A 21,765-nucleotide genomic window follows, 5' to 3' on the forward strand; every position below is an offset into this window, starting at 1 on the left:
ATTTGATAGTTGTTGTTACACAGCTTCAGCAAGACAAGGCTTATGCGCCTTGTTCTTCCTTCTCAGCAACGGCTTTAACTGCAAGCGCGAAGTTGCGCACTGGAGCTTGAAGCACGCTGAGGAGCATGGAGAGGAGACCTTCGCGGGACGGAAGTTCTGCCAGAGCTTTGATTTCGCTCTCTCCGATTACACGGCCTTCTACTACGCCGCCTTTCAATTTCAACGCGTCGTTTTTCTTAGCAAAATCGTTGAGGATTTTTGCTGGAGCGACAGCGTCATTGGTACCAAAAGCAACAGCTGTAGGACCAGTCAGGACTTCGTCCAGATCAGTCAGCTCTGCTGCCGCAGTTGCGCGGCGAAGCAGCGTGTTTTTCAGTACTTGGAACTCGACGCCAGCTTCGCGAAGCTGCTTACGAAGTTCAGTTACTTGCGCAACGTTCAGTCCGCGATAGTCAGCAACTACTGTAGATACGCTCTCGCGCAGCTTAGCAGCAACGACATCAACCGCTTCTTGTTTCGCTTGAATCACTTTTGCGTTTGCCAATGATTACACCTCCTGGTTGTATTAGTAGCGTAAGAGCACCAAGCTCTCCGCTCTTCCTACGGGCACTAAAAAAGCCTCCGTAGAATCACGAAGGCCTGATGAATCATCATTTGGCCGGTGTAACCGGACAAATTGTTGACGTTCTATCATAACACCTCGGTAGGAAATTAAGCCTGCTTAGGGCACCTACTGTCTACGGTAAGCATATTCAACTTTAAGGGTCAGTCTCGAAGACTCACAACTGTTACATAATATCAAACTTCATTGACCAAAGTCAATGGTAATATTATCTGTAAACGGTTGTGTTCACGCGAGCGCTTGGTCCCATCGTCGAGGAAACAGCGATACCTTTCAGGTAAACACCTTTAGCAGCAGCTGGTTTCGCACGATTCAATGCATCGATGAGAGCTTTGAGGTTCTCATTCAATTGAGCTGCATCGAAAGACACTTTACCGATTGGCGCGTGAATTTGACCTGCTTTGTCCAGACGGTACTCGATTTTACCGGCTTTGATTTCTTGAACAGCCTTTGCAACATCGAATGTAACCGTACCAGCTTTAGGGTTAGGCATCAGGCCTTTACCACCGAGCAGACGGCCAAGTTTACCGACTTCACTCATCATATCAGGTGTAGCTACGCAGACATCAAACTCGAACCAGCCTTGTTGAATTTTGTTGATCATGTCTTGATCGCCAACAAAATCAGCGCCAGCCGCTTCAGCCTCTTTCGCTTTTTCACCTTTTGCAAATACCAGAACGCGTTGTGTTTTACCTGTGCCGTGAGGCAAGACAACAACACCACGAACAGCCTGGTCTTGTTTACGTGGGTCTACGCCCAAACGTACAGCCGCTTCAACAGTTTCGTCGAATTTGGCAGTTGCAGCCTTCTTCACAAGCTCTACAGCTTCCAAAGGCTCATAAGTTGCTTCGCTGTCAATCAGCTTGGCAGCTTCAACGTATTTCTTACCGTGTTTAGCCATGTTTGTTTTCCTCCTTTGTGGTGTTAGCGGAAATTCCTCCCACATAATCCGGACCTCGTCCGGTTTCAACCGAAAGACGATTAGTCTTCGATTGTGATACCCATACTACGGGCAGTACCTTCTACCATCTTCATTGCAGCTTCAACAGATGCAGCGTTCAGGTCAGGCATTTTTTGCTCAGCGATTTGACGAACAGCGTCACGCTTAACGGTAGCCACTTTCTTCTTGTTAGGCTCGCCGGATCCTTTTTCGATCTTAGCAGCCACACGAAGCAGAACAGCAGCCGGTGGAGTTTTCGTGATGAACGTAAAGGAACGATCTTCAAACACCGAAATTTCAACCGGAATGATCAGACCAGCTTGATCAGCAGTACGTGCGTTGAATTCTTTACAGAATGCCATGATGTTGACACCCGCTTGACCCAATGCAGGACCTACTGGAGGAGCCGGATTCGCTTTACCTGCAGGAATTTGCAGTTTCACAATTTTGATAACTTTTTTAGCCATGGTTGACACCTCCTTGCATCAATAGTGGTAGACGGACGCGTATTTACGCCCTCCCACAAGAAACCTGAAGAATCAGATCTTCTCCACTTGAGTATAATCCAACTCCAGCGGGGTTTCCCGTCCAAACATGTTGACGTGAACTTTCAACTTGCTCTTTTCAGCCAAAATCTCTTCCACGGAGCCCACAAAATTCGCAAAAGGACCAACCTTGATACGAACGGATTCCTTGATGTCGAATTCGATCTTCGGTTTCGGCTCTTCCATGCCCATATGCTTCAGAATCTGTTCCACTTCTTCCGGAAGCAAAGGCGTCGGTTTAGAACCGGACCCTGTCGAACCAACAAAACCGGTCACTCCTGGCGTATTGCGGACAACATACCAAGAATCATCGGTCTGAATCATTTCGACCAAGACATATCCCGGGTAAACTTTACGCATGACGGTTTTTTTCTTGCCGTCTTTGTTTACGATTTCTTCTTCCATCGGAACAAGAACGCGGAATATTTTGTCCTCCATGCCCATGGACTCGACACGTTTTTCCAAATTGGCTTTGACTTTATTCTCATACCCAGAATAGGTATGAACTACGTACCATCTTTTTTCCATATCAAGCCACCTGGGACCCTTCTAAATTATCGCTTCGATCACAGCGGAAATACCGATGTCTACAACCCAAAAATAAATCGTGACAAACACAATGGTGCCTAGAACAATGAGAGTATAGTTCGTCAGTTCTTTACGATTGGGCCAGCGAACTTTTTTAAGTTCCGCCCAGCTTTCAGAGAAAAAGGAAAACAGAGACTTGAAACCACGTTTCACGCCGACTACACCTCCAAAAGAAAACTATCTGGTTTCGCGATGAGGAGTTTGCTCGTTACAGAACTTGCAAAATTTCTTCATCTCCATGCGGTCGGGGTGATTTCGCTTGTTTTTGGTGGTTGTGTAGTTTCTTTGTTTGCAGCTTGTACAAGCCAAAGTGATAATTACCCGCATGATGTGCACCTCCCGAAGACGTCCTTCTTTGTCAGAAGAATCGATATTGATCCTAGTAGAAACAACCTTGTTCTCATCGAAACCCGGTTATTTCTGCGAGATGAATAAAACCGTTGTTCCAAAAGCTGTAACAACGATCCATTCATAAAACACGCGAATTTAGGCCTACCTAAAACACTTTATCACAAGGGTAGCGCCATTTCAAGCCTTTTTCTCTCTGATTGCGGGCTGCAATAAATGCCATTGCCAGCTAAACCAGGGAATAAGTCCCCGGCTTATTGTACACCTTCCGCTGTAAAAAACTGTGGCGTTTCACAGTCTTTGTCCATCTTGCATAGCATTTAGCCTATATCCAGTATGTTCAATCTTCCAACAGATGAAACACCAAATATTACACATTATGCGAAAATGGACATCTCTGAATTGCGTCCTATCACGTCTGCCGACAAAAGATCATGGCGGTAAAGCATGCAAAAATCCTTCACCGGCCATCCCGAAATACGATGTTGCAATTAAAAAAAGGCTCTGATTGAGCCTTCTGCTTCTTGTCCGACATTTGCTTTAATTATCCCTGACCTCCAGATAACGCTCAAGCTTTCGCTTTACCCGCTGGAGGGCATTGTCAATCGATTTCACGTGACGCCTCAAATCTACCGCGATTTCTTGATAGGAACGACCGTCCAAATAAAGCATCAAGACTTTCCGTTCCAGATCGCTTAAGATCTCTGACATCTTGTCTTCCAGGCCGACAAACTCCTCTTGATTGATGATCAGTTCCTCCGGATCGCTTACCGCTGTACCACAAATGACATCCAGCAGCGTACGGTCCGAGTCCTCGTCATAAATCGGCTTGTCCAAAGAGACATACGAATTGAGCGGAATATGCTTCTGTCTCGTAGCGGTTTTGATCGCCGTAATGATCTGCCTGGTAATGCAGAGCTCGGCAAAGGCCTTGAACGAGGACAGCTTATCCCCTTTAAAATCACGAATTGCCTTGTACAGCCCGATCATGCCTTCCTGGACGATATCCTCCCGGTCGGCGCCAATCAGAAAATAGGAACGGGCTTTAGCACGTACAAAATTCCGGTACTTATTGATCAAATACTCCAGCGCCCCGCTGTCACCCTCGCGGACCGCCTCGACAATGTCTTCATCGCTTATCACATCATACCCTGACAACATGACTTCCTTGAGGTCCACACTCAATAGAATCCCTCCGGCCCGGAACGCACGGTAGCCCGTCACTCGCTTGAAATATATGACAAGTATATATGATGTCTACTAGACCGTCAACCACGTTCTACCTAAAATAGACCGATAATAACATTTAATGTAAACTATTTCGTAGATTCATATATTGTTTCATTTTCCAAATGAGCCGACCTTTCGTCCCTCATGGTGTAAAACTGTGTTACTCCCTTCGCCAGCGCTCGAACGCCTGTCTCACATCCGGCGGCAGCTTCCCGTCAAGCGTATTTCTGCTCTTGGTATGCTCTTTCGTAATCTTCTGCTTCACTTCGCGCTCGCTCTGCTCGACCTCGCTCAGCAATTCCCGGGCGGACAGCCGGAGTGCTCCTCTAGCAAAAATGACGTGCTGCTCGATTAAATCGCTGGTTGCCACATAAATTTTACGCCGTCGATGGCTAAACTCGCCGACAAGCCGCTCAATACACTCATCGGCGGTTTCCTTCTCTTTCGTAAAAAACACCTGCACCTTGCCTTGCGTGTAGGATTTCCCCAAGCCTGGGACCCGGTACGCGTCAAAAATCACCACGACTCTGAGGCCTGAATACGCTTGGTAATCCGCTAATTTCTCAAGCAGCAAGTCCCGCGCTTCGTGCATGCTGCTGTTGGCAAGCTTCGCAAGATGCGGCCAGCCGCCGATCATGTTATAACCGTCGACCAGCAGCACATCCCGCCAATCGGCCATCATCGCTAACCTTGCAGGCGGCGACGGCGAAGCACTTCGTACATGACGACGCCTGCGGCAACCGAGGCGTTAAGCGAATTGATTTTTCCGGCCATCGGCAGTTTCACAAGCACATCGCATTTCTCGCGGATCAGACGCCCCATCCCTTTATTCTCATTGCCGATAACGATGGCGACCGGCCCGTCAAAAACCTCGGTATCATACAATTCCTGAACGGCATCGACCACGGTTCCGACAACCCACACGCCCATTTCCTTCAGTTGATCGATGGTTTGGCCCAGATTGGTCACTCTGGCTACAGGCACATACTCCACCGCGCCGGCCGATGTTTTGGATACCGTTGCCGTTATCTGCGCGGATCTGCGCTTAGGCAATATGACGCCGTGAGCGCCCGTGCAGTCGGCAGTTCGGAGAATCGATCCCAGATTGTGCGGATCCTCGATCTCGTCCAGAAGCAGCAGGAAAGGCGGCTCGCCTTTTTCCTCCGCGGCCTTCAGCAAATCGTCCACTTCCACATAAGCGTAGGGTGCCGCCTGGGCAACCACGCCTTGATGCTGGACTCCCGGAACCATCTGATCCAGCTTCCGTTTGTCCACATGCTGAATGACGATGCCCAGCTTCTTCGCTTCCGCGATGATCGGCAGGGTCAGATGCTTTTGCGCGTTTTCGGCAATCCATATTTTATTGATCGTGCGTCCGGATTTGAGCGCTTCCGTGACGGAATGCTTACCGGCTACTACTTCCTCTTCTTGCATCATGTAGGTCTCCTCCTGCATATCAGCCGGCGTCCCCCTCGCTTGGGAAAAACCGGCTGTATCGTTTCATGTTGATGCCTATATTGCCACATGGTTTATTTAACGGACCCCTCGATAAACTCGATGCTCTTTCCGATGAGTTCACGGAGACGGTCCTGCTCTCCCGCATAATATAAATACCCAACCAGCGTCTCGAATGCCGTTGCATGCCGATATTCCAGCACGTCGGCATTTTTCGGTATGCTGCCTGATTTGGCATTGCGCCCCTGACGCACCACATCGCGCTCTTCCTCCGTCAGCTCCGGATCCAGAAAAGCCAATATCCGGCTCTGCGCCTTCGCCGACACGAAACTCGTGGCCGAACGGTGCAAGTGATGGGGACGGAGATTGGCCCGTGATATCAGAAACTGCCTCACCGCCACCTCATAAATGGCATCCCCGATATAAGCGAGCACGATGGGCGGGATTAAACGGGCCGGCTTCGACGGCGGAAAATCAAACCAGCCTACTGCAGGATCCTGATGCTTATCCCCGCTCATTTACGCCGCCAGCGCATGCCCTGCGCCGTATCCTCCAGCACGATGCCTTCGTCCGCCAGCTTGTCGCGGATTTCGTCCGCTCGGGCCCAGTTTTTATTCTTGCGGGCTTCGACACGTTCGGCAATCAGCGCTTCGATTTCCTCATCCAGCAATTCATCCGTACCTGTGTTCACGATGCGGAGCACGCCGTTCATTTCGTTGAAAGCACCCAGCACTTCATGCAGATCCGCGGCAGGAATCGATGCTTCCTTCAGCAGCTGATTCGCCTCGCTGGCCCATTGGAACATCGCGGTGATGGCGTCCGGCGTGTTGAAATCGTCCTGCATTTTCTCGTGAAATTCGACAAGCACGGCCGATATTCTGTCGGCTACGTCCTGGCTGACTTGATCGTCCTTGGAGCCGATCGCCGTGCCCAATCGATGTTCGACGTTTGCCGCCGCATTCGCGAGGCGTTCCACGCTGTTCTGTGCCTGTTCCATCACCTCGTCGCTGTAATTCAGCGGGTTGCGGTAGTGGGTGGACAACATGAAATAGCGCACGGCTTCTTTCGTATATTGTTCGCGAAGTTCCTTAACCAATACGCCGTTGCCCAGCGATTTCGACATTTTCTCGTTGTTGATGCGGATATATCCATTATGCATCCAATAGTTCGCGAGCGGTTTGCCCGTCAATGCCTCGGACTGCGCCACTTCGCATTCATGGTGCGGGAACTGCAGATCCTGGCCGCCGCCGTGGATATCCAAGGTATCCCCGAGATAGCGGCGAGCCATGGCGGAGCACTCGATATGCCAGCCCGGGCGGCCGTCGCCCCATGGACTGCTCCAGTAGATCTCTCCCGGCTTCGCGGCTTTCCACAGCACGAAGTCCTCCGGATTTTCCTTCCGCTTATCCACTTCGATCCGGATCCCGAACTGCAGCTCATCGAGGTTCTGCTGGGACAGCTTACCGTAGTCGTCGAACTTGCGGGTCCGGTAGAATACGTCTCCGCCGTTCTCATAAGCAAAGTCGCGATCAATGAGCTCCTGGATGAATTCGATGATGCTCTCCATATTGTCCGTTACCCGCGGATTCAATGTCGCTCTGGGTATGCCGAGACCGTCCAAATCCTCGTAATAGGCGTTGATGAACTTCTCCGCAACCTCCGGAACGGTCGTCCCGGTTTGCTCCGCTTTCCGAATCATTTTGTCATCCACATCCGTGAAGTTCACCACGTAATTCACGTCGTTGCCCTGATTCTCGAAGTACGCTCGAACCACGTCGAAAAAAATCATCGGGCGGGCATTGCCGATATGGATATAGTCGTACACGGTAGGACCGCATACGTAGATCTTTACCTTTCCGGGTTCCTGGGCAACAAACGTTTCTTTCATGCGGGTTAGCGTGTTATAGATTTGCAGTGCCATATTGTATCATCTCAATCCTTTCGTTCCATCGCTTATTGTCTTTTACTTCAAAAGCCTGCGTAACGCATTGATTCATGTTGAAGATGATGTATCGAAATCGCTATATGAAGTCAGGCTATGCATCGTCCAAGGCTTCCAAGGTTACGGGAGTTCTTCTATTCTTCCTTGGCCGAAGACACGACAGCCTCGGAAACCATCGCTTGATGCCGGCTTCCCTTGCTCTCATCCAGTTCCGCCCGGAGCTGATCGATCTCCTTCTGCATCGAACGGAGCGTATCGACAATCGGATCGGGCAGGTTCGTGTGATCCAGCCGGTCGCGCACCCGCTCCCCGTTCTGTTTCACGACTTTGCCGGGATTGCCGACAACGGTGCTGTTCGGGGGTACGGGCCTTAATACGACCGCGTTGGATCCGATGTTACAGTTATCCCCAATCGTAAAAGAACCTAGCACTTTCGCTCCGGATCCGATGACCACGTTGTTGCCGATGGTCGGATGCCGCTTGCCTTTTTCCTTACCGGTTCCGCCAAGGGTCACCCCCTGGTAGATCACCACGTCGTCTCCGATCTCGCAGGTCTCTCCAATGACAACCCCCATGCCATGGTCGATGAACAGCCGACTCCCGATACGGGCGCCCGGATGAATCTCGATGCCTGTCATGAACCGGCTGATCTGAGATATGATCCGTGCCAGCGTATACCACCGCCGCTTAAATAATGCATGAGCCACCCGGTGCGCCCACAGGGCGTGAAGTCCCGAGTAGGTGAATACCACTTCAAAAAGTCCCCGGGCGGCCGGGTCATTCTCGAACACTGTCCGAATATCCGATTTCATCTGTTTAAACATGAACGCTCCCTCTTTCCCCTCTTCCAATCGCGCATGCAACTTGCTATCCATCGTTATTCCTGTAATAAAAAACGCCTCTGCAGCTTATCGCTGCAGAGGCGCTAGACCGCGGTTCCACTCTGCTTCGAACCGGCACAAGACTCCTCCCTTCGTCAGGGACGGATCCTACCGATTCTCTTCATGTCATTAACGGCAGACGACCGGCATGATCTAACGATTGCGTTCGCTTCAACCATGCAGCTCACAGGTGCATTTCCGCTGCAGGCGACGGGACAACTCTCAGCCGGCAGATTCAAGTGGTTCTTGTCTTCTGCCGATTGTCCTCTCTGGAACGTGCCTGTTTTACGCGTACTTCTCCTGATCGTAGCTTTTTAAACGTTTATATTTGTTGATCTAAGTCAGTGATTAATGAGCGCTTCGTTTGCGGATCCTTCTTCCGATCGCTGTTGCCCTCCGATTTCTATAACGATATTAATTAGGTTGAAATCGGAAGGCAAAGGCGAACGCTTCGCTTCTCCAGAACGATTCCGCCTCCTCCGCTGGCCTTATAATCCATGAACCCTTAGATCAAAGAATATTTCACTTATAGTTTGGTGTAATTATAACTGATGATATACGGGCTGACAAGGAACGTTTATTGCGGATGCCGCCCGACTTATGCGCCTTTGATCTGGGAACGCAAACGGTCAAGCACACGATCCCTGCCAAGCAGCCAGATCGTCTGGTTCAAGTCGCGGCCATGGGTTTGTCCCGTCAAGGCTACGCGGATCGGCATGAAGAGCTGTTTGCCCTTAAACCCGGTCTCCTTCTGGACTTCCTTGATCATGGCAGCGATCTTCTGCGCGTTAAACTCATCGGACTGTTCAATCTTCGCCAGGAATGCGGACAGTACGGCAGGCACCTGCTCGCCGCCCATTACTTCGATCCCTTCGGCATCCAGCTCCAGGTGCGTGCGGAAGAACACTTCCGACAGATCCACGATATCCGAAGCCGCCGTCATCTGCTCCTGATAGAGCGCCACGAGCGCGCGTGCCCATTCCTCTTGCTCGGCCGTAAGCTCGGACGGCAAACGGCTGGCTTTCTGCAAATGCGGAATGGCCAAATCGGCGATCCGGTCCGGATCCGCGTTCTTAATGTACGTGTTATTCATATGAGCCAGCTTGTTCGTGTCGAATACCGCCGGGCTCTTGGACAGGCGATGCTCATCGAAGATCGAGATCAGCTGCTCTTGGGAGAACACTTCCTCTTCCCCTTCCGGAGACCAGCCCAGCAGCGAGATGAAGTTGAACAGCGCTTCAGGCAAATAACCAAGCTGGTCATACTGCTCGATGAACTGGATGATCGATTCGTTGCGCTTGCTCAGCTTCTTGTGGTCCTCGCCCACGATCAGGGTCATATGCCCGAACTGAGGGGGCTCCCACCCGAAGGCTTCATAGATCATCAGCTGACGCGGCGTATTGGAGATATGATCCTCCCCGCGCAGCACATGGCTGATCTTCATGAGATGATCATCCAAAGCTACCGCGAAATTGTAGGTAGGAATGCCGTCTTTTTTGACGATGACGAAGTCGCCCGTCTCTTTGCTGTTAAATGAAATCGTGCCCTTCACCATATCGTCGAACGTGTAGACGCGGTCTTCCGGCACGCGGAAGCGGATGCTCGCCACGCGGCCTTCAGCCTCAAGCGCCTGGCGCTGCTCTTCGGTCAAATCGCGATGCTTCCCGGAATAGCGCGGCGTTTCGCCCCGAGCCATCTGCTCTTCCCGCTCCTGCTCCAGCTCTTCCTCCGTGCAGTAGCAGCGGTAAGCAAGCCCGCGATCCAGAAGGTCCTGCCAATATTCTTTATAAATATCAAGGCGCTCGGTCTGGCGATAAGGTCCGTACTCGCCCCCGACATCCACGCTCTCGTCCCAATCCATGCCCAGCCACTTCAAGTACTTCAGCTGGCTCTGCTCGCCGCCTTCCACGTTGCGTTTCACATCCGTATCCTCGATGCGGATAATGAATTTCCCGTTGTTCTTGCGGGCGAATAAATAATTGAATAATGCCGTTCTGGCATTGCCGATATGTAAATGTCCCGTTGGACTCGGTGCATAGCGCACGCGGACTTCTCCGGTCATTGTAACCCCTCCGCTTCCCTATTCTACAAAGTTTCCCAGTTCAAAAACTCCCTTTTTGAACGCATACTTCAAGATGATAGCACACCTTTTACAAGGCAGACAACCGACTGGGCGGCGATTCCTTCGCCCCTGCCGGTAAACCCGAGCTGCTCGGTGGTGGTCGCCTTCACGTTCACCTGATCCACCTCGGCATCCAGCGCTTTGGCGATCACTTCCGCCATTTGCGGAATGTATGGCGCCATCTTCGGCTTCTGGGCAATAATCGTGGAATCGATGTTACCCAGTCTATACCCGCGTTCCTTCGCCATGACCCACACCTGCTCCAAAAGCTTCAGGCTGTCGGCGTCTTTAAAGGCAGGGTCGTTATCGGGAAAATGGCGTCCAATGTCGCCAAGCCCCAGCGCCCCCAGGATCGCATCCGTCACGGCATGCAGCAGCACGTCGGCGTCGGAGTGCCCAAGCAGACCTTTGTCATACGGAATCGTGACGCCTCCGATGATGCACGGCCTTCCTTCTACGAGCTGATGTACGTCAAACCCTTGTCCTACTCGAATCATTCCATGTCCTCTCCCTTACGTTTCTGTAAAAAAGCCGCATATTCCAGATCCTCCGGCGTGGTGATTTTGATGTTGCTGTATTTCCCCTCCACCACGGTGACCGGATGCCCTGCCCGCTCCATCAGCATGGCGTCGTCGGTACCGGCAAATCCCTCCTTCGCCGCAGCTTCATGCGCGGACAGCAGGTCGGAAAGACGAAAAGCCTGTGGGGTCTGGACGGCCCACAGACTTTGACGGTCCGGGGTACCTGTAATCAGCCCCTTACCGTTCACCTGCTTAATCGTATCCTTCACGGGAACCCCGAGTACCGAGGCGCCTTCGCGGATCGCCGCATCGCGGCAGGCTTCAATTTCCTCTTGCGTTACGAACGGCCTTACGCCGTCATGTATCATTACCCATTCTGAAGAGATTTGCTTGATGCCTTGATATACGGACTGTTGTCTCTCGCTTCCGCCAGGGATTACGGTCGATACCTTACCCAAACCGTATTCCTGCACCCAGGACTGGCAGCGAGGAACATCCTCCATCCCCGTTACAAGCACAATTTCCTGCAGCCATGGTATCCGGCTGAATGCTTCAAGCGTATGAACGATAATGGGCTTACCGTCCAGAACCAAGTACTGCTTGCTCTCCCGGGTGCCCATCCTCGTTCCTTTTCCCGCCGCTACGATGACGGCGCCGAAGTTACTCATCACACACCAAACTCCTGTCTCACCCAAAACGCCACAAAAGGACGAATACCGGATATGTATATCCCCATCATACCCCTTTACTGGGCTTTTTCCAACAGTTTTGGTTTCGCGAAGATCATCCGGCCCGCCGAGGTTTGCAGTACGCTGGTAACCAGCACCTCCATCATCGTGCCGATATACTCGCGTCCGCCCTCCACTACGATCATCGTGCCGTCATCCAGATATGCGACGCCCTGACCATGCTCTTTGCCGTCCTTGATAATCTGCACCAGGATTTCTTCCCCTGGCAGAACCACCGGCTTCACCGCGTTGGCCAGGTCGTTAATGTTCAACACCGACACGCCCTGCAGCTCGCAAACCTTGTTCAAGTTGAAATCATTCGTGACCACTTTGCCTTGAAGCACTTTGGCGAGTTTCACCAGCTTGCTGTCCACTTCGGATATCTCCTCAAAGTCGCCTTCGTAGATAAGCACCTTTACATCCAGTTCCTTCTGGATTTTGTTCAAGATATCAAGCCCGCGCCGGCCGCGATTTCGCTTTAAAAGATCCGAGGAATCCGCAATATGCTGAAGCTCCTCCAGAACGAATTCGGGAATGACAATCGTTCCTTCAATAAATCCGGTTTTGCAAATATCTGCGATCCTGCCATCAATAATGACGCTTGTATCCAGAATTTTATGTTCCTCCACGCGCCGGCCTTCCGGCTCGGCGGTTTGGCTCCACTTCCCCGACATCCATAGGGAAGCCAGCTCATCCTTCTTCTCCAATCCAATGCGCAAACCGATGTAGCCGCCGAGCAGCGTGATGCCAACCTGCAGCAGCTGCCCTGCTTGTCCGAGCAAGGATAACCCCGGTGAGAGCAATAAAGACAGCAGCAAACCGCTTAACAATCCCGCCGTTCCCGCAGCCAGCTCATTCATCGGGATCCGGGAGAACGAAGAGATCAGGCTGTGCAGCCATCTCGTTACCCGATCCGCCGACAGCACGCCGATCATGCCAAACAATAATCCTCCAAGCACCGCGAAGGCTCCGCTTCCCGCTGCAAATATTCCTTGTCCAAACATAGGCGAGAGCCCTGAGAAAGACCGTTCCATTGTATGATATAACGTATACCCGCCCCATGCTCCGCATAATACCGTAAATGCTAAGATAGCTTTTTTTAACATGAGCTTCCGCACACCTCCTTTTTATACCTGATAATCTTGGCTTCTATTTCCAGTATGGTCCAATTTGCAAAGTCGTAATCGTGCCGATTGAAGTTTTTCTTATAAAGTTTCCGGATGCGATGACCTGCCTGTTTTTACCTACACCCATCAGGCTTTGACGTGTACTGACATCGACCTCACAACTGGAATTGACCGCCTTTACACGCCTGAAACTGGTTGAAATCGGCTGAAGTAGTGGAATATAATGAACTCAATTCATAATATCGAGGTGGATGTATAAATGAGCGCTCCTAGTTTACAGGCTTTTCAGGACCAAGTTTCCGAATTGTTGCTCCGTCACCGCAGTCTCTTGGATGTTCTGTCTAAAAATGGTCAAAGCAATGCTTCAGTCAACCGGGCCGTCACCAAGGCCATCACAGAATGCGGATGCATCGAGCTCCACGCCACGAAGCAAACCTTCGATATCGGCGCTGATCTCGAATCAGCCCGGGAATTGGCAGGCACGCACGTCGAAGGCCATCTGTGCGAGAATTGCCGCGAAGCGGTAAGCACCGAGCTTGGCCGCAACCTATTTTATATGTCTGCCCTTGCAAATCTTCTGGACATTCAACTGGATGAGGTTGTTGTCAAGGAGTCGCAGAAATGTTCCACATTGGGTCTCTTCAACCTGTCGTAAAGCCGCTTACATACCGAAACGGACCTTAACGGCAAGGTGCTCCATGCATACAAAAAAAGCATTTATCTCGCTGCTCCTGGCAGGGAAATAAATGCTTTTTATTTGGATATATGTCCTTGCATCCGTTTACCGGTCCGAAGACTGATAGGCTTCATCGGAATTGCGGTCATCTTTTTTGCGACGGTTTTTACGGTTAAGCCTACGGAAATTCTGCTTCAATCCGTAACCAGCATACAACACCAAAGGCACGAAGATCAGCATGGAAGTCTGCTCCGGAAAGAACACGGCTACCATCACGGCGCCAATGATGACCAAAGGCGTAAATTTAATCGCTGTTTTCGGAATGCCAATCTTTTTGAAATTCGGGTACTTGACTGAGCTAACCATAAGGTAAGAAAGCAATAATACGGCAAAAATCATATAAGGTGCTGTAATCTCTTCATGGAACAACGCCAGGGTGGCGAGCACGCCTCCCGCTGCGGGGATCGGCAGGCCGATAAAATATCCCGGGATGCCCGGACGAACATTGAATCTTGCAAGCCGCAGTGCGCCGCACATCGGAAATATGGCGGTCACTGTCCAAGCCAATGCGGTATTAATATCCGTAAACGCTACGGTATACATAATAAGTGCCGGTGCTACGCCAAATGAAATCACATCGGACAAGGAGTCAAGTTCCTTGCCGAATTCGCTTTGGGCATTCAAGGCCCGAGCTACCCGACCATCCAGTCCATCAAGGAGCATGGCAATGATAATCATAATGGCAGCCATACTCGTTCGACCTTCCGTCGCCAAGATGATACCAATCATTCCGAGAAACAGATTACCTAAAGTAAACATGTTCGGAATTGATTTCGTCATTTTTATATTCACCTCGTTCATGTACGTTCGAACATCGATTGTAGGCCTTTTAGATTTGTCTGTCAATGAATACTTGTTCCTGCAAGCGTTTCAAGCCTTCTTTGATGGTGCGTGCCCGAACCTCGCCGATCCCGTCTACTTCATCCAGCTCATGGATGGAAGCGGTCATAATGCTGGATAAGTCATGGAACTGGTCCACCAGGTTGCGGATGATCACATTCGGAAGGCGCGGGATTTTGTTCAAAATCCGGTAACCTCGCGGCAGTATTTCTTCCTCCGAAGCAGCGGCGGAAGCCGGGTATCCAAGAAGCCGTACGATATGGTGAATGTCCAGCAGCTCCTCATCCGTTGAACGCTTGAGCGCGAGAATGATCTCGCGGATCTTCTCCTCGCTGTACTCCCGGGCATAGTCTGCATACAGCAGCCAAGCCTCTTCCTCCATATTGCTCACAAGCTCATCCATCTGCATGCTGATCAGTCGGCCTTCGTTGCCGAGCTCGTTGATGTAGCGTTTAATTTCCTTCTTGATGCGGAGCACCATCTCCACCCGCTGAATGACGTTCACGACTTCCGGGATGGTGACCAGCTCTTCGAATTCGGATGCCGAGAGGTTGGTCAGCGATTGGTTAAGCACCACGCGGTATCGCTCCAGCGTCTGAATGGCCTGATTCGCCTTGGTTAAGATGACGCCGATTTCCTTCAATGCATACCGCAGCGAGCCTTGGTACAGCGTAATAATGTTGCGGCGCTGCGAGATGGACACCACCAGCTTGCCCGTCTGCTTCGCCACCCGCTCCGCCGTTCTGTGCCGTATCCCTGTCTCGATGGAAGAGATCGAGGAATCCGGGATCAGCTGGGTATTCGCATATAAGATTCGTTTTAAGTCTTCACTCAAGATGATGGCGCCGTCCATCTTAGCGAGCTCGTATAAATAGTTTGGCGAAAAATCGCAGTTAATGGAGAAGCCGCCGTCGACAACTTCCATTACCTCCGGGCTGTAGCCTACAACGATCAGGGCGCCCGTCTTCGCCCGCAGCACGTTCTCCAGTCCGTCGCGAAACGGCGTTCCCGGTGCTACCAGCTTTAGCAAATCATTCATTTTGTCCAGTTGGCTCGTTTCTTTCACCTTCGTATGCCCCCTAATCTAACGCAACCGCTAATGCATCTGCAACGGTGTTGACTCCGATAATTTGTATTCCTTTCGGATGCTTCCATCCCTTCAAACTCTTCTCCGGCATGAGAACGCGCTTAAAACCCAGCTTCTCGGCTTCTCTTACCCTCTGCTCCGCTCTTGAAACGGCGCGAACCTCGCCGGTCAGCCCCACCTCGCCAAAAATAACGTCGTACGGCTTGGTCGGTATGTCGCGGAAGCTGGATGCGATACTGACCGCTATGGCCAGATCCACCGCAGGTTCATCGAGCTTCACGCCGCCCGCTACGTTCAGGTAGGCGTCTTGGGTTTGCAGGTACATCCCCATCCGTTTCTCCAGCACGGCAATGATCAGGTTCATGCGGTGATGGTCCACCCCTGTGCCCATCCGGCGCGGTGACGGGAAGTGCGTCGTGGAGATGAGCGCCTGCAGCTCTACCAGAACCGGGCGCGTACCCTCCATGCTTGCAACTACGGTCGAACCCGCTACGCCCAAAGGCCGTTCAGATAAAAAGAGCTCCGATGGATTCCCGACTTCCCGAAGCCCATCCTCACCCATCTCAAAAATGCCAATCTCATTCGTCGAACCGAAACGATTCTTCACCGCGCGAAGCAAGCGGTAAGTATGATGACGCTCTCCTTCAAAATAAAGCACACAATCCACCATGTGCTCCAGCATCCTTGGACCTGCAATGGCGCCTTCTTTTGTCACATGTCCGACAAGGACGGTCGCAATGCCTTTCACCTTCGCCAGCCGCATAAAGCGGGCCGTGCATTCCCGAACCTGGGATACGCTGCCCGGCGCGCTGGTTACCTCAGGCAAGTACACCGTCTGAATGGAGTCGATGACAACGAAGCCAGGCTGTACGTTCTCAATGGCTTCCTCGATCGATTCCAGATTGGTTTCGCAGAGGACAAACAGCTCCGGGGACAGCGCCCCGAGCCGGTCAGCGCGCAGTTTGGTCTGGCGCACGGATTCCTCACCGGAAATGTACAGAACGCGAATGCCGTTCTGGGCCAGTCGGTTGGAGGCTTGAAGCAGGAGCGTGGATTTCCCGATGCCGGGATCGCCGCCGACTAGCACGAGCGAGCCCGGGACCAGCCCGCCCCCGAGCACCCGGTTCAATTCCGCAATGCCCGTCTGGATTCTGGGTTCTTTACCGCTTTCTATATTTATGATCGAAAGGGGTTTTTCTTTACTATGAAAAAGAGGGGAATTCATCCCCTGGGTCTTGATTACCGTCTCGGTCTCCTCTACCATGGAATTCCATGATTGGCAGCCCGGACATTTTCCGAACCATTTGGGCGCTTCATAGCCGCATTCGGTACAGAAAAATTTCGTCTTAGTTTTTGCCATGTGAGTCTCCTTTATGTCGCGCATCATTTGTCGGATTCCGTAAAACCCTGCAAATTCAGGCATTACTCAAAGTTTACCATTTCTTATAATTCAACGTAAAGGTTAATTGGAAACTTTACGCGGGATGAGATGGAATTGTTTCAAATTTGAAGGAGCAGGTGGTGAACATGCGTTAATTGCTGCTGAAAAACCGCGTCCGCTTCGCTGCCGGATCTTTCTTACGATCGCTGTTAAAACCAGGAAACTGGAACAAAATCAAAGTGGTTTCCCGGTTTTAAAGGCGACCGCTGGCGCTTCTTCAGAACGATTCATCCTCTCCGCTGGGTTGATACATGAGGGATCTGTTTTCGTAATATGCCATTCATCTTATATAACTTCTAAGCATCCATGTATCTGCCCCATACAAAGCCTTCATCTTCCGTTAACATGTAAATCAAAAAACCCGCCGGATGTAACTCCGGCGGGGCTGTATACCATTCTTATTCCGTTTCGGCCGATGCGGCCGTTACACCTTCACTTTTGTTCACAACCAGTTCGCCGTTCGCTTCATCGATGACAAGCGAGTCGCCCTTGGTCACATTGCCTTTCAGCAGTTCCTCGGAAAGGCGATCCTCGATGTGCTTCTGGATAGCCCGGCGCAGCGGACGGGCACCGAAGGCCGGATCGTATCCTTCCTTCGCTATGAAGGCCTTCGCCTTGTCCGTGAGTTCGAAATGCACCTCGAATTCTTTCAGGCGTTTACGCAGCTCGTCGGACATCAGCGTCACGATTTCGGCAATGTGTTTCTCTTCCAGAGAGTGGAACACGATGATCTCGTCGATCCGGTTCAAGAACTCCGGACGGAAGCTCTTCTTGAGCTCATCCATCACTTTGCCTTTCATGTTGTTATAATCGCGGCCTGCATCCGTCACGGCGGTAAATCCAAGCGTGGAGTTCTTCTTGATCGCCTCTGCCCCGACGTTGGAAGTCAGGATGATCAGGGTATTCCGGAAATCCACCACGCGGCCCTTCGAATCGGTCAGGCGTCCGTCTTCCAGCACTTGAAGCAGGATATTGAATACTTCAGGGTGGGCCTTCTCGATTTCATCGAGGAGGACAACGGAATACGGCTTGCGGCGTACTTTCTCGGTCAACTGACCGCCTTCCTCGTAGCCGACATATCCCGGAGGCGCTCCGACGAGACGCGACGTGGAATGCTTCTCCATGTACTCGGACATGTCGATCCGCACGACTGCATTCTCATCCCCGAACATGGCCTCGGCAAGAGCACGTGCCAGCTCGGTTTTACCTACCCCGGTAGGACCCAGGAAGATGAAGGAGCCCATTGGGCGCTTCGGATCCTTCAGTCCTGCGCGTGCCCGGCGAACCGCACGGCTGACGGCTTTGACGGCTTCCTCTTGGCCGATCACGCGGCTGTGAAGAATTTCTTCCAGATTCAGAAGACGCTCGGTCTCTTCTTCCTTCAGTTTATTGACGGGAATACCGGTCCAGTTGGCGACAACGTCGGCGATGTCCTCCGGCGTTACCTCGGAATCGGTACGTCCTTGTTTTTCTTTCCATTGATTCTTCGTGACCTCGAGCTCTTCGCGAAGCTTCTGCTCCGTATCGCGCAGCGCTGCCGCTTTCTCGAATTCCTGGCTTTGGACGGCCGCGTCTTTCTCCTTGCGGATGTCCTCCAGATGCGCTTCCTGATCTTTCAGATTTGGCGGTATGGTATACGTATGAAGACGAACTTTCGAACCAGCCTCGTCAATCAGGTCAATCGCTTTATCCGGCAGGAAGCGGTCCGTAATGTAGCGGTCGGACAATTTCACGGCCTGTTCAATCGCTTCGTCGGTAATTTTCACGCGGTGATGCGCTTCGTAACGGTCACGCAGTCCATACAGGATCTGAATGGCTTCCTCCGGCGACGGTTGATCCACCGTAATCGGCTGGAAGCGGCGCTCGAGTGCAGCGTCTTTTTCAATGTATTTGCGGTATTCGTCCAGCGTGGTTGCCCCGATGCACTGAAGCTCTCCGCGTGCCAATGAAGGCTTAAGGATGTTGGAAGCGTCGATGGCTCCTTCTGCTCCGCCTGCGCCGATCAAGGTATGCAGCTCATCGATGAACAGAATGATGTTGCCGGCTTGACGAATCTCATCCATGATTTTTTTCAGGCGGTCCTCAAACTCGCCGCGGTATTTCGTGCCCGCTACGACTGAGCCCATATCCAGCGTCATCACGCGTTTGTCGCGCAGCGTCTCCGGAATTTCATTGTTAATGATGCGCTGTGCCAAGCCTTCCGCGATCGCCGTCTTACCTACTCCCGGTTCACCGATCAGTACCGGGTTGTTCTTGGTCCGGCGGCTAAGCACCTGAATCACGCGCTCGATTTCTTTGCTGCGGCCAATGACCGGATCCAGATTGCCTTCCTTGGCAATGGCGGTCAGATCCCGAGCGAGACTGTCCAGTGTAGGCGTGCTCACGTTCTGCGGCGTGCCATGATGGCTAGACACCGCTTCGCTGCTGCCCAGCAGCTGCAGCACCTGTTGACGGGCTTTGTTCAGGCTGATGCCCAGGTTGTTCAGCACGCGTGCCGCAACCCCCTCGCCCTCGCGAATCAACCCCAGCAGAATATGCTCGGTTCCCACATAGGTATGGCCAAGCTTACGGGCTTCGTCCATGGAGAGCTCAATCACTTTTTTCGCTCTAGGCGTGTAAGCAATGTTGGTTGGCTGCTCCTGTCCACGTCCGATTAATGTCTCCACTTCGTCCTGGATTTTCTCAAGACCAAGTCCAAGTCCGATCAGCGCTTTGGCTGCAATGCCGTCTCCCTCACGAATAAGTCCAAGCAGGATATGTTCTGTGCCGATATTGTTGTGACCCAGGCGTACCGCTTCTTCCTGAGCCAATGCAAGCACCTTTTGTGCGCGTTCCGTAAATCTGCCAAACATCATAGTATTGCACCTCCACGTTTCAATTAATATATTGAACCTCGCGGATTTCGGTGTATCGCCGGCTAAGACGTTTATACCGTCATCCAACTGTAAACCGAGAAATAATAACTAACGACTTCTTAACGGTTGCCCAATGTCTCGCGAATGAGCTTAGCCCTGTACATATCGCGTTCGGAAGGATTCATGCCCTCTCCATAGGTCTTCTGGAGAAATCCCGGCTGCGTCTTCACGTTCAGCTCGTTCATGACCGGAATTTCCGGCCCTTCCAGCAGGCCGAGATCCACGCCTAGCCGAACATCGGACAAGCGCTGAGCCGCTTCCTTGGAATCCATGACCGCTGCATAGGACAGGATGCCGTATGAACGCATGACCCGGTCCGTAATACGGAGCTTGGATTCACTGAGGAGCCGCGTCCTGGCATTCTTCTCATGCTCGATGATCTGCAGGGCCACGCTGTGAAGATTCTCGATGATCTCCGACTCGGTTTGCCCGAGCGTAATCTGATTCGAGATTTGAAACAGGTTGCCTAAAGCTTCGCTGCCCTCGCCGTAAATTCCTCTAACGGTCAAGCCTACCTGCGATACGGCCGAGAGAATCCGATTGATCTGCTGCGTCATGACGAGCGCGGGCAGATGCATCATGACCGAAGCGCGAAGGCCGGTGCCGACATTGGTCGGACAGCTCGTTAGGTAACCCCGTTTGTCATCAAAAGCATAATCGATCTCGGATTCGAAGATATCATCCAGCGCCGTCGCGCGGCTCCATGCCTCCCGAACCTGAAATCCGGGATACAGACACTGTATGCGCAAGTGATCCTCTTCATTGATCATAATGCTGACGGATTCATCTTCGGTAAGGATGACGGCACCGTTCCGGGATTCATTAGCCAGATTGGGACTGATCAGATGCTTCTCGACGAGAACCTTCTTATCCAGCTCATCAATCTCACTTAATTTAATTACATGCAAATGCCCGAAATCCTGCAAATCCTCCTTATCCTTTAACACATGGGTCAGGCGCTCTAGCACTTCTCCCGACTGCTGATCCGTTGCAAGCAGCGGGAAAGGAAGATGCTGCAGGTTGCGCGCCACCCTCACGCGGGTGCTGATGACAATGTCGGAATCCTGACCGTTCCCGCGCATCCACTCGCTCAGCGCCGAATCGGTAAACCGGAGATTAGACATCACGCATTCCTCCTACTAAAGTGCAAAATGTAACGATCTTATCCCTGAGCAATGTTACGCTCCAGCTCACGGATTTGGTCCCGGATCTCGGCAGCCGCTTCAAATTCCTCCTGCAGGATCCTCATTTGAAGCTCCTTTTTAAGCTCGTCGATCCGGCGTTTGATCTGAATCCGGCCGCCGGTACGCTTCGGCACTTTGCCCACATGGGAAGTTCCCCCATGGACTCGCTTGAACAACGGATCCAATCGATCCGAGAAATATTTATAACACGAGCTGCAGCCGAACCGGCCAAGCTTGCTGAACTGGGAATACGTCATGCCGCATTCCTCGCATTGCAGCGTCTGGGCCGTTTTCGCACCGGGGGTCTGGCCCTTGCCTGAAGGATCCAGATCCAGCAGGCCTGACAGCAAACTGTGTATAGAAAAACCATTCGACGTACCGGGGATCAATTCCCCTTTTTCGCGGGCACAAGTTTCACAAAAATGAAACTCCGTTTTCTCCCCGTTCACAATTTTGGTGAAATGAAGTGTCGCCGGCCGTTTACCGCATTCTTGGCATAACATACTCCGATGC

The 21,765-nt window shown here is 51.9% G+C and carries 24 protein-coding genes and 1 other annotated feature; of the genes, 2 read left to right on the forward strand and 22 right to left on the reverse strand.

Translation table 11 applies throughout. The features are described from left to right. Positions 1 to 40: 40 nt before the first annotated feature. From rplJ to cysE, 12 genes are all read right to left on the reverse strand, one after another. Positions 41 to 544 carry a 50S ribosomal protein L10 gene (rplJ, locus tag MHI43_RS29225; protein ID WP_009591975.1) on the reverse strand — a complete coding sequence of 168 codons (504 nt, stop codon included), beginning with the start codon at positions 542 to 544 and terminating at the stop codon, positions 41 to 43. Positions 545 to 602: 58 nt separating this feature from the next. Next, positions 603 to 761, reverse strand: a sequence feature (ribosomal protein L10 leader region). 69 nt (positions 762 to 830) lie between these two features. After that, the gene (gene rplA, locus MHI43_RS29230) at positions 831 to 1,523 is read right to left on the reverse strand and encodes a 50S ribosomal protein L1 (RefSeq protein ID WP_009591966.1); all 693 of its coding nucleotides are present in this window, start codon (positions 1,521 to 1,523) and stop codon (positions 831 to 833) included. Between the two features lie 80 nt (positions 1,524 to 1,603). Further along, entirely contained in the window at positions 1,604 to 2,029 is a 426-nt protein-coding gene (rplK, locus tag MHI43_RS29235) for a 50S ribosomal protein L11 (protein ID WP_006212938.1), read from the reverse strand. Between the two features lie 72 nt (positions 2,030 to 2,101). After that, positions 2,102 to 2,635 carry a transcription termination/antitermination protein NusG gene (gene nusG, locus MHI43_RS29240; protein WP_006212939.1) on the reverse strand — a complete coding sequence of 178 codons (534 nt, stop codon included), beginning with the start codon at positions 2,633 to 2,635 and terminating at the stop codon, positions 2,102 to 2,104. Positions 2,636 to 2,656: 21 nt separating this feature from the next. After that, positions 2,657 to 2,848, reverse strand: a complete 192-nt coding sequence (gene secE / locus MHI43_RS29245) for a preprotein translocase subunit SecE (RefSeq protein WP_006212940.1) — start codon at positions 2,846 to 2,848, stop codon at positions 2,657 to 2,659. Between the two features lie 24 nt (positions 2,849 to 2,872). Then, positions 2,873 to 3,022: a 50S ribosomal protein L33 gene (gene rpmG / locus MHI43_RS29250; protein WP_006212941.1), complete on the reverse strand. Its 150-nt coding sequence runs from the start codon at positions 3,020 to 3,022 to the stop codon at positions 2,873 to 2,875. A 561-nt stretch (positions 3,023 to 3,583) separates the two neighbouring features. After that, positions 3,584 to 4,228, reverse strand: a complete 645-nt coding sequence (gene sigH / locus MHI43_RS29255; RefSeq protein ID WP_006212942.1) for an RNA polymerase sporulation sigma factor SigH — start codon at positions 4,226 to 4,228, stop codon at positions 3,584 to 3,586. A 205-nt stretch (positions 4,229 to 4,433) separates the two neighbouring features. Further along, positions 4,434 to 4,952: an NYN domain-containing protein gene (locus MHI43_RS29260; RefSeq protein ID WP_036662755.1), complete on the reverse strand. Its 519-nt coding sequence runs from the start codon at positions 4,950 to 4,952 to the stop codon at positions 4,434 to 4,436. 5 nt (positions 4,953 to 4,957) lie between these two features. Beyond that, the gene (gene rlmB / locus MHI43_RS29265) at positions 4,958 to 5,710 is read right to left on the reverse strand and encodes a 23S rRNA (guanosine(2251)-2'-O)-methyltransferase RlmB (protein ID WP_036662775.1); all 753 of its coding nucleotides are present in this window, start codon (positions 5,708 to 5,710) and stop codon (positions 4,958 to 4,960) included. A gap of 92 nt (positions 5,711 to 5,802) precedes the next feature. Further along, positions 5,803 to 6,246, reverse strand: a complete 444-nt coding sequence (locus MHI43_RS29270) for a Mini-ribonuclease 3 (RefSeq protein ID WP_009591968.1) — start codon at positions 6,244 to 6,246, stop codon at positions 5,803 to 5,805. Then, positions 6,243 to 7,649 carry a cysteine--tRNA ligase gene (cysS, locus tag MHI43_RS29275; protein WP_036662757.1) on the reverse strand — a complete coding sequence of 469 codons (1,407 nt, stop codon included), beginning with the start codon at positions 7,647 to 7,649 and terminating at the stop codon, positions 6,243 to 6,245. Before cysS ends, MHI43_RS29270 begins: the two co-directional genes overlap by 4 nt. 155 nt (positions 7,650 to 7,804) lie before the next feature. Then, on the reverse strand, positions 7,805 to 8,494 hold the full coding sequence (gene cysE, locus MHI43_RS29280; protein ID WP_036662760.1) for a serine O-acetyltransferase: 690 nt from the start codon (positions 8,492 to 8,494) through the stop codon (positions 7,805 to 7,807). 180 nt (positions 8,495 to 8,674) lie between these two features. Here cysE and MHI43_RS29285 point away from each other — a divergent pair, with 180 nt between their 5' ends. Then, positions 8,675 to 8,869 (forward strand): hypothetical protein, encoded by a 195-nt coding sequence (locus MHI43_RS29285; RefSeq protein ID WP_341283192.1) that lies wholly within the window; start codon positions 8,675 to 8,677, stop codon positions 8,867 to 8,869. Between the two features lie 280 nt (positions 8,870 to 9,149). On the opposite strand, the gene gltX is transcribed toward MHI43_RS29285, so the two are convergent. The 4 genes from gltX to MHI43_RS29305 all read right to left on the reverse strand — a co-directional run bounded on the left by gltX (position 9,150) and on the right by MHI43_RS29305 (position 13,028). Beyond that, entirely contained in the window at positions 9,150 to 10,613 is a 1,464-nt protein-coding gene (gene gltX, locus MHI43_RS29290; protein WP_009591965.1) for a glutamate--tRNA ligase, read from the reverse strand. A 68-nt stretch (positions 10,614 to 10,681) separates the two neighbouring features. Beyond that, complete coding sequence (gene ispF, locus MHI43_RS29295; RefSeq protein ID WP_015737634.1) at positions 10,682 to 11,170, reverse strand: 2-C-methyl-D-erythritol 2,4-cyclodiphosphate synthase; 489 nt, start codon at positions 11,168 to 11,170, stop codon at positions 10,682 to 10,684. Beyond that, positions 11,167 to 11,862, reverse strand: a complete 696-nt coding sequence (gene ispD, locus MHI43_RS29300; RefSeq protein WP_015737635.1) for a 2-C-methyl-D-erythritol 4-phosphate cytidylyltransferase — start codon at positions 11,860 to 11,862, stop codon at positions 11,167 to 11,169. The genes ispF and ispD overlap by 4 nt, the downstream gene beginning before the upstream one ends. A gap of 77 nt (positions 11,863 to 11,939) precedes the next feature. Further along, positions 11,940 to 13,028, reverse strand: a complete 1,089-nt coding sequence (locus MHI43_RS29305; RefSeq protein ID WP_015737636.1) for a PIN/TRAM domain-containing protein — start codon at positions 13,026 to 13,028, stop codon at positions 11,940 to 11,942. Between the two features lie 280 nt (positions 13,029 to 13,308). Between MHI43_RS29305 and MHI43_RS29310 the strand changes: the two genes are divergently transcribed. Then, a complete protein-coding gene (locus MHI43_RS29310; RefSeq protein ID WP_009594665.1) occupies positions 13,309 to 13,704 on the forward strand; it encodes a hypothetical protein in 396 nt (131 codons plus the stop codon). Between the two features lie 126 nt (positions 13,705 to 13,830). Here MHI43_RS29310 and pssA read toward each other — a convergent pair whose 3' ends face one another. The 6 genes from pssA to MHI43_RS29340 form a co-directional block, all read right to left on the reverse strand. Beyond that, complete coding sequence (gene pssA, locus MHI43_RS29315) at positions 13,831 to 14,565, reverse strand: CDP-diacylglycerol--serine O-phosphatidyltransferase (protein WP_228468840.1); 735 nt, start codon at positions 14,563 to 14,565, stop codon at positions 13,831 to 13,833. 49 nt (positions 14,566 to 14,614) lie between these two features. After that, positions 14,615 to 15,691, reverse strand: a complete 1,077-nt coding sequence (disA, locus tag MHI43_RS29320; protein ID WP_009594677.1) for a DNA integrity scanning diadenylate cyclase DisA — start codon at positions 15,689 to 15,691, stop codon at positions 14,615 to 14,617. 13 nt (positions 15,692 to 15,704) lie between these two features. Beyond that, the gene (radA, locus tag MHI43_RS29325; protein ID WP_009594669.1) at positions 15,705 to 17,072 is read right to left on the reverse strand and encodes a DNA repair protein RadA; all 1,368 of its coding nucleotides are present in this window, start codon (positions 17,070 to 17,072) and stop codon (positions 15,705 to 15,707) included. Positions 17,073 to 17,551: 479 nt separating this feature from the next. Beyond that, the gene (gene clpC / locus MHI43_RS29330; protein WP_015737638.1) at positions 17,552 to 20,008 is read right to left on the reverse strand and encodes an ATP-dependent protease ATP-binding subunit ClpC; all 2,457 of its coding nucleotides are present in this window, start codon (positions 20,006 to 20,008) and stop codon (positions 17,552 to 17,554) included. Positions 20,009 to 20,127: 119 nt separating this feature from the next. Next, positions 20,128 to 21,192: a protein arginine kinase gene (locus MHI43_RS29335; RefSeq protein ID WP_036662763.1), complete on the reverse strand. Its 1,065-nt coding sequence runs from the start codon at positions 21,190 to 21,192 to the stop codon at positions 20,128 to 20,130. Between the two features lie 38 nt (positions 21,193 to 21,230). Beyond that, the gene (locus MHI43_RS29340) at positions 21,231 to 21,755 is read right to left on the reverse strand and encodes a hypothetical protein (protein WP_009594667.1); all 525 of its coding nucleotides are present in this window, start codon (positions 21,753 to 21,755) and stop codon (positions 21,231 to 21,233) included. Between the last annotated feature and the right edge of the window lie 10 nt (positions 21,756 to 21,765).

The sequence above is a fragment of the Paenibacillus sp. FSL H8-0457 genome, from assembly GCF_038051935.1.
In the GTDB taxonomy this organism is placed as follows: Bacteria; Bacillota; Bacilli; order Paenibacillales; family Paenibacillaceae; genus Paenibacillus_AQ; species Paenibacillus_AQ lautus_A.

Coding starts and splice junctions, on each gene's coding strand:
- cysE (WP_036662760.1), bottom strand. CDS start 8,494: ATGTTTAAACAGATGAAATCGGATATTCGGACAGTGTTCGAGAATGAC.
- rlmB (WP_036662775.1), bottom strand. CDS start 5,710: ATGATGCAAGAAGAGGAAGTAGTAGCCGGTAAGCATTCCGTCACGGAA.
- cysS (WP_036662757.1), bottom strand. CDS start 7,649: ATGGCACTGCAAATCTATAACACGCTAACCCGCATGAAAGAAACGTTT.
- MHI43_RS29310 (WP_009594665.1), top strand. CDS start 13,309: ATGAGCGCTCCTAGTTTACAGGCTTTTCAGGACCAAGTTTCCGAATTG.
- rpmG (WP_006212941.1), bottom strand. CDS start 3,022: ATGCGGGTAATTATCACTTTGGCTTGTACAAGCTGCAAACAAAGAAAC.
- pssA (WP_228468840.1), bottom strand. CDS start 14,565: ATGACGAAATCAATTCCGAACATGTTTACTTTAGGTAATCTGTTTCTC.
- MHI43_RS29335 (WP_036662763.1), bottom strand. CDS start 21,192: ATGTCTAATCTCCGGTTTACCGATTCGGCGCTGAGCGAGTGGATGCGC.
- MHI43_RS29270 (WP_009591968.1), bottom strand. CDS start 6,246: ATGAGCGGGGATAAGCATCAGGATCCTGCAGTAGGCTGGTTTGATTTT.
- MHI43_RS29340 (WP_009594667.1), bottom strand. CDS start 21,755: ATGTTATGCCAAGAATGCGGTAAACGGCCGGCGACACTTCATTTCACC.
- gltX (WP_009591965.1), bottom strand. CDS start 10,613: ATGACCGGAGAAGTCCGCGTGCGCTATGCACCGAGTCCAACGGGACAT.
- clpC (WP_015737638.1), bottom strand. CDS start 20,008: ATGATGTTTGGCAGATTTACGGAACGCGCACAAAAGGTGCTTGCATTG.
- rplA (WP_009591966.1), bottom strand. CDS start 1,523: ATGGCTAAACACGGTAAGAAATACGTTGAAGCTGCCAAGCTGATTGAC.
- MHI43_RS29260 (WP_036662755.1), bottom strand. CDS start 4,952: ATGGCCGATTGGCGGGATGTGCTGCTGGTCGACGGTTATAACATGATC.
- MHI43_RS29305 (WP_015737636.1), bottom strand. CDS start 13,028: ATGTTAAAAAAAGCTATCTTAGCATTTACGGTATTATGCGGAGCATGG.
- ispD (WP_015737635.1), bottom strand. CDS start 11,862: ATGAGTAACTTCGGCGCCGTCATCGTAGCGGCGGGAAAAGGAACGAGG.
- ispF (WP_015737634.1), bottom strand. CDS start 11,170: ATGATTCGAGTAGGACAAGGGTTTGACGTACATCAGCTCGTAGAAGGA.
- MHI43_RS29285 (WP_341283192.1), top strand. CDS start 8,675: ATGTCATTAACGGCAGACGACCGGCATGATCTAACGATTGCGTTCGCT.
- rplK (WP_006212938.1), bottom strand. CDS start 2,029: ATGGCTAAAAAAGTTATCAAAATTGTGAAACTGCAAATTCCTGCAGGT.
- radA (WP_009594669.1), bottom strand. CDS start 17,072: ATGGCAAAAACTAAGACGAAATTTTTCTGTACCGAATGCGGCTATGAA.
- nusG (WP_006212939.1), bottom strand. CDS start 2,635: ATGGAAAAAAGATGGTACGTAGTTCATACCTATTCTGGGTATGAGAAT.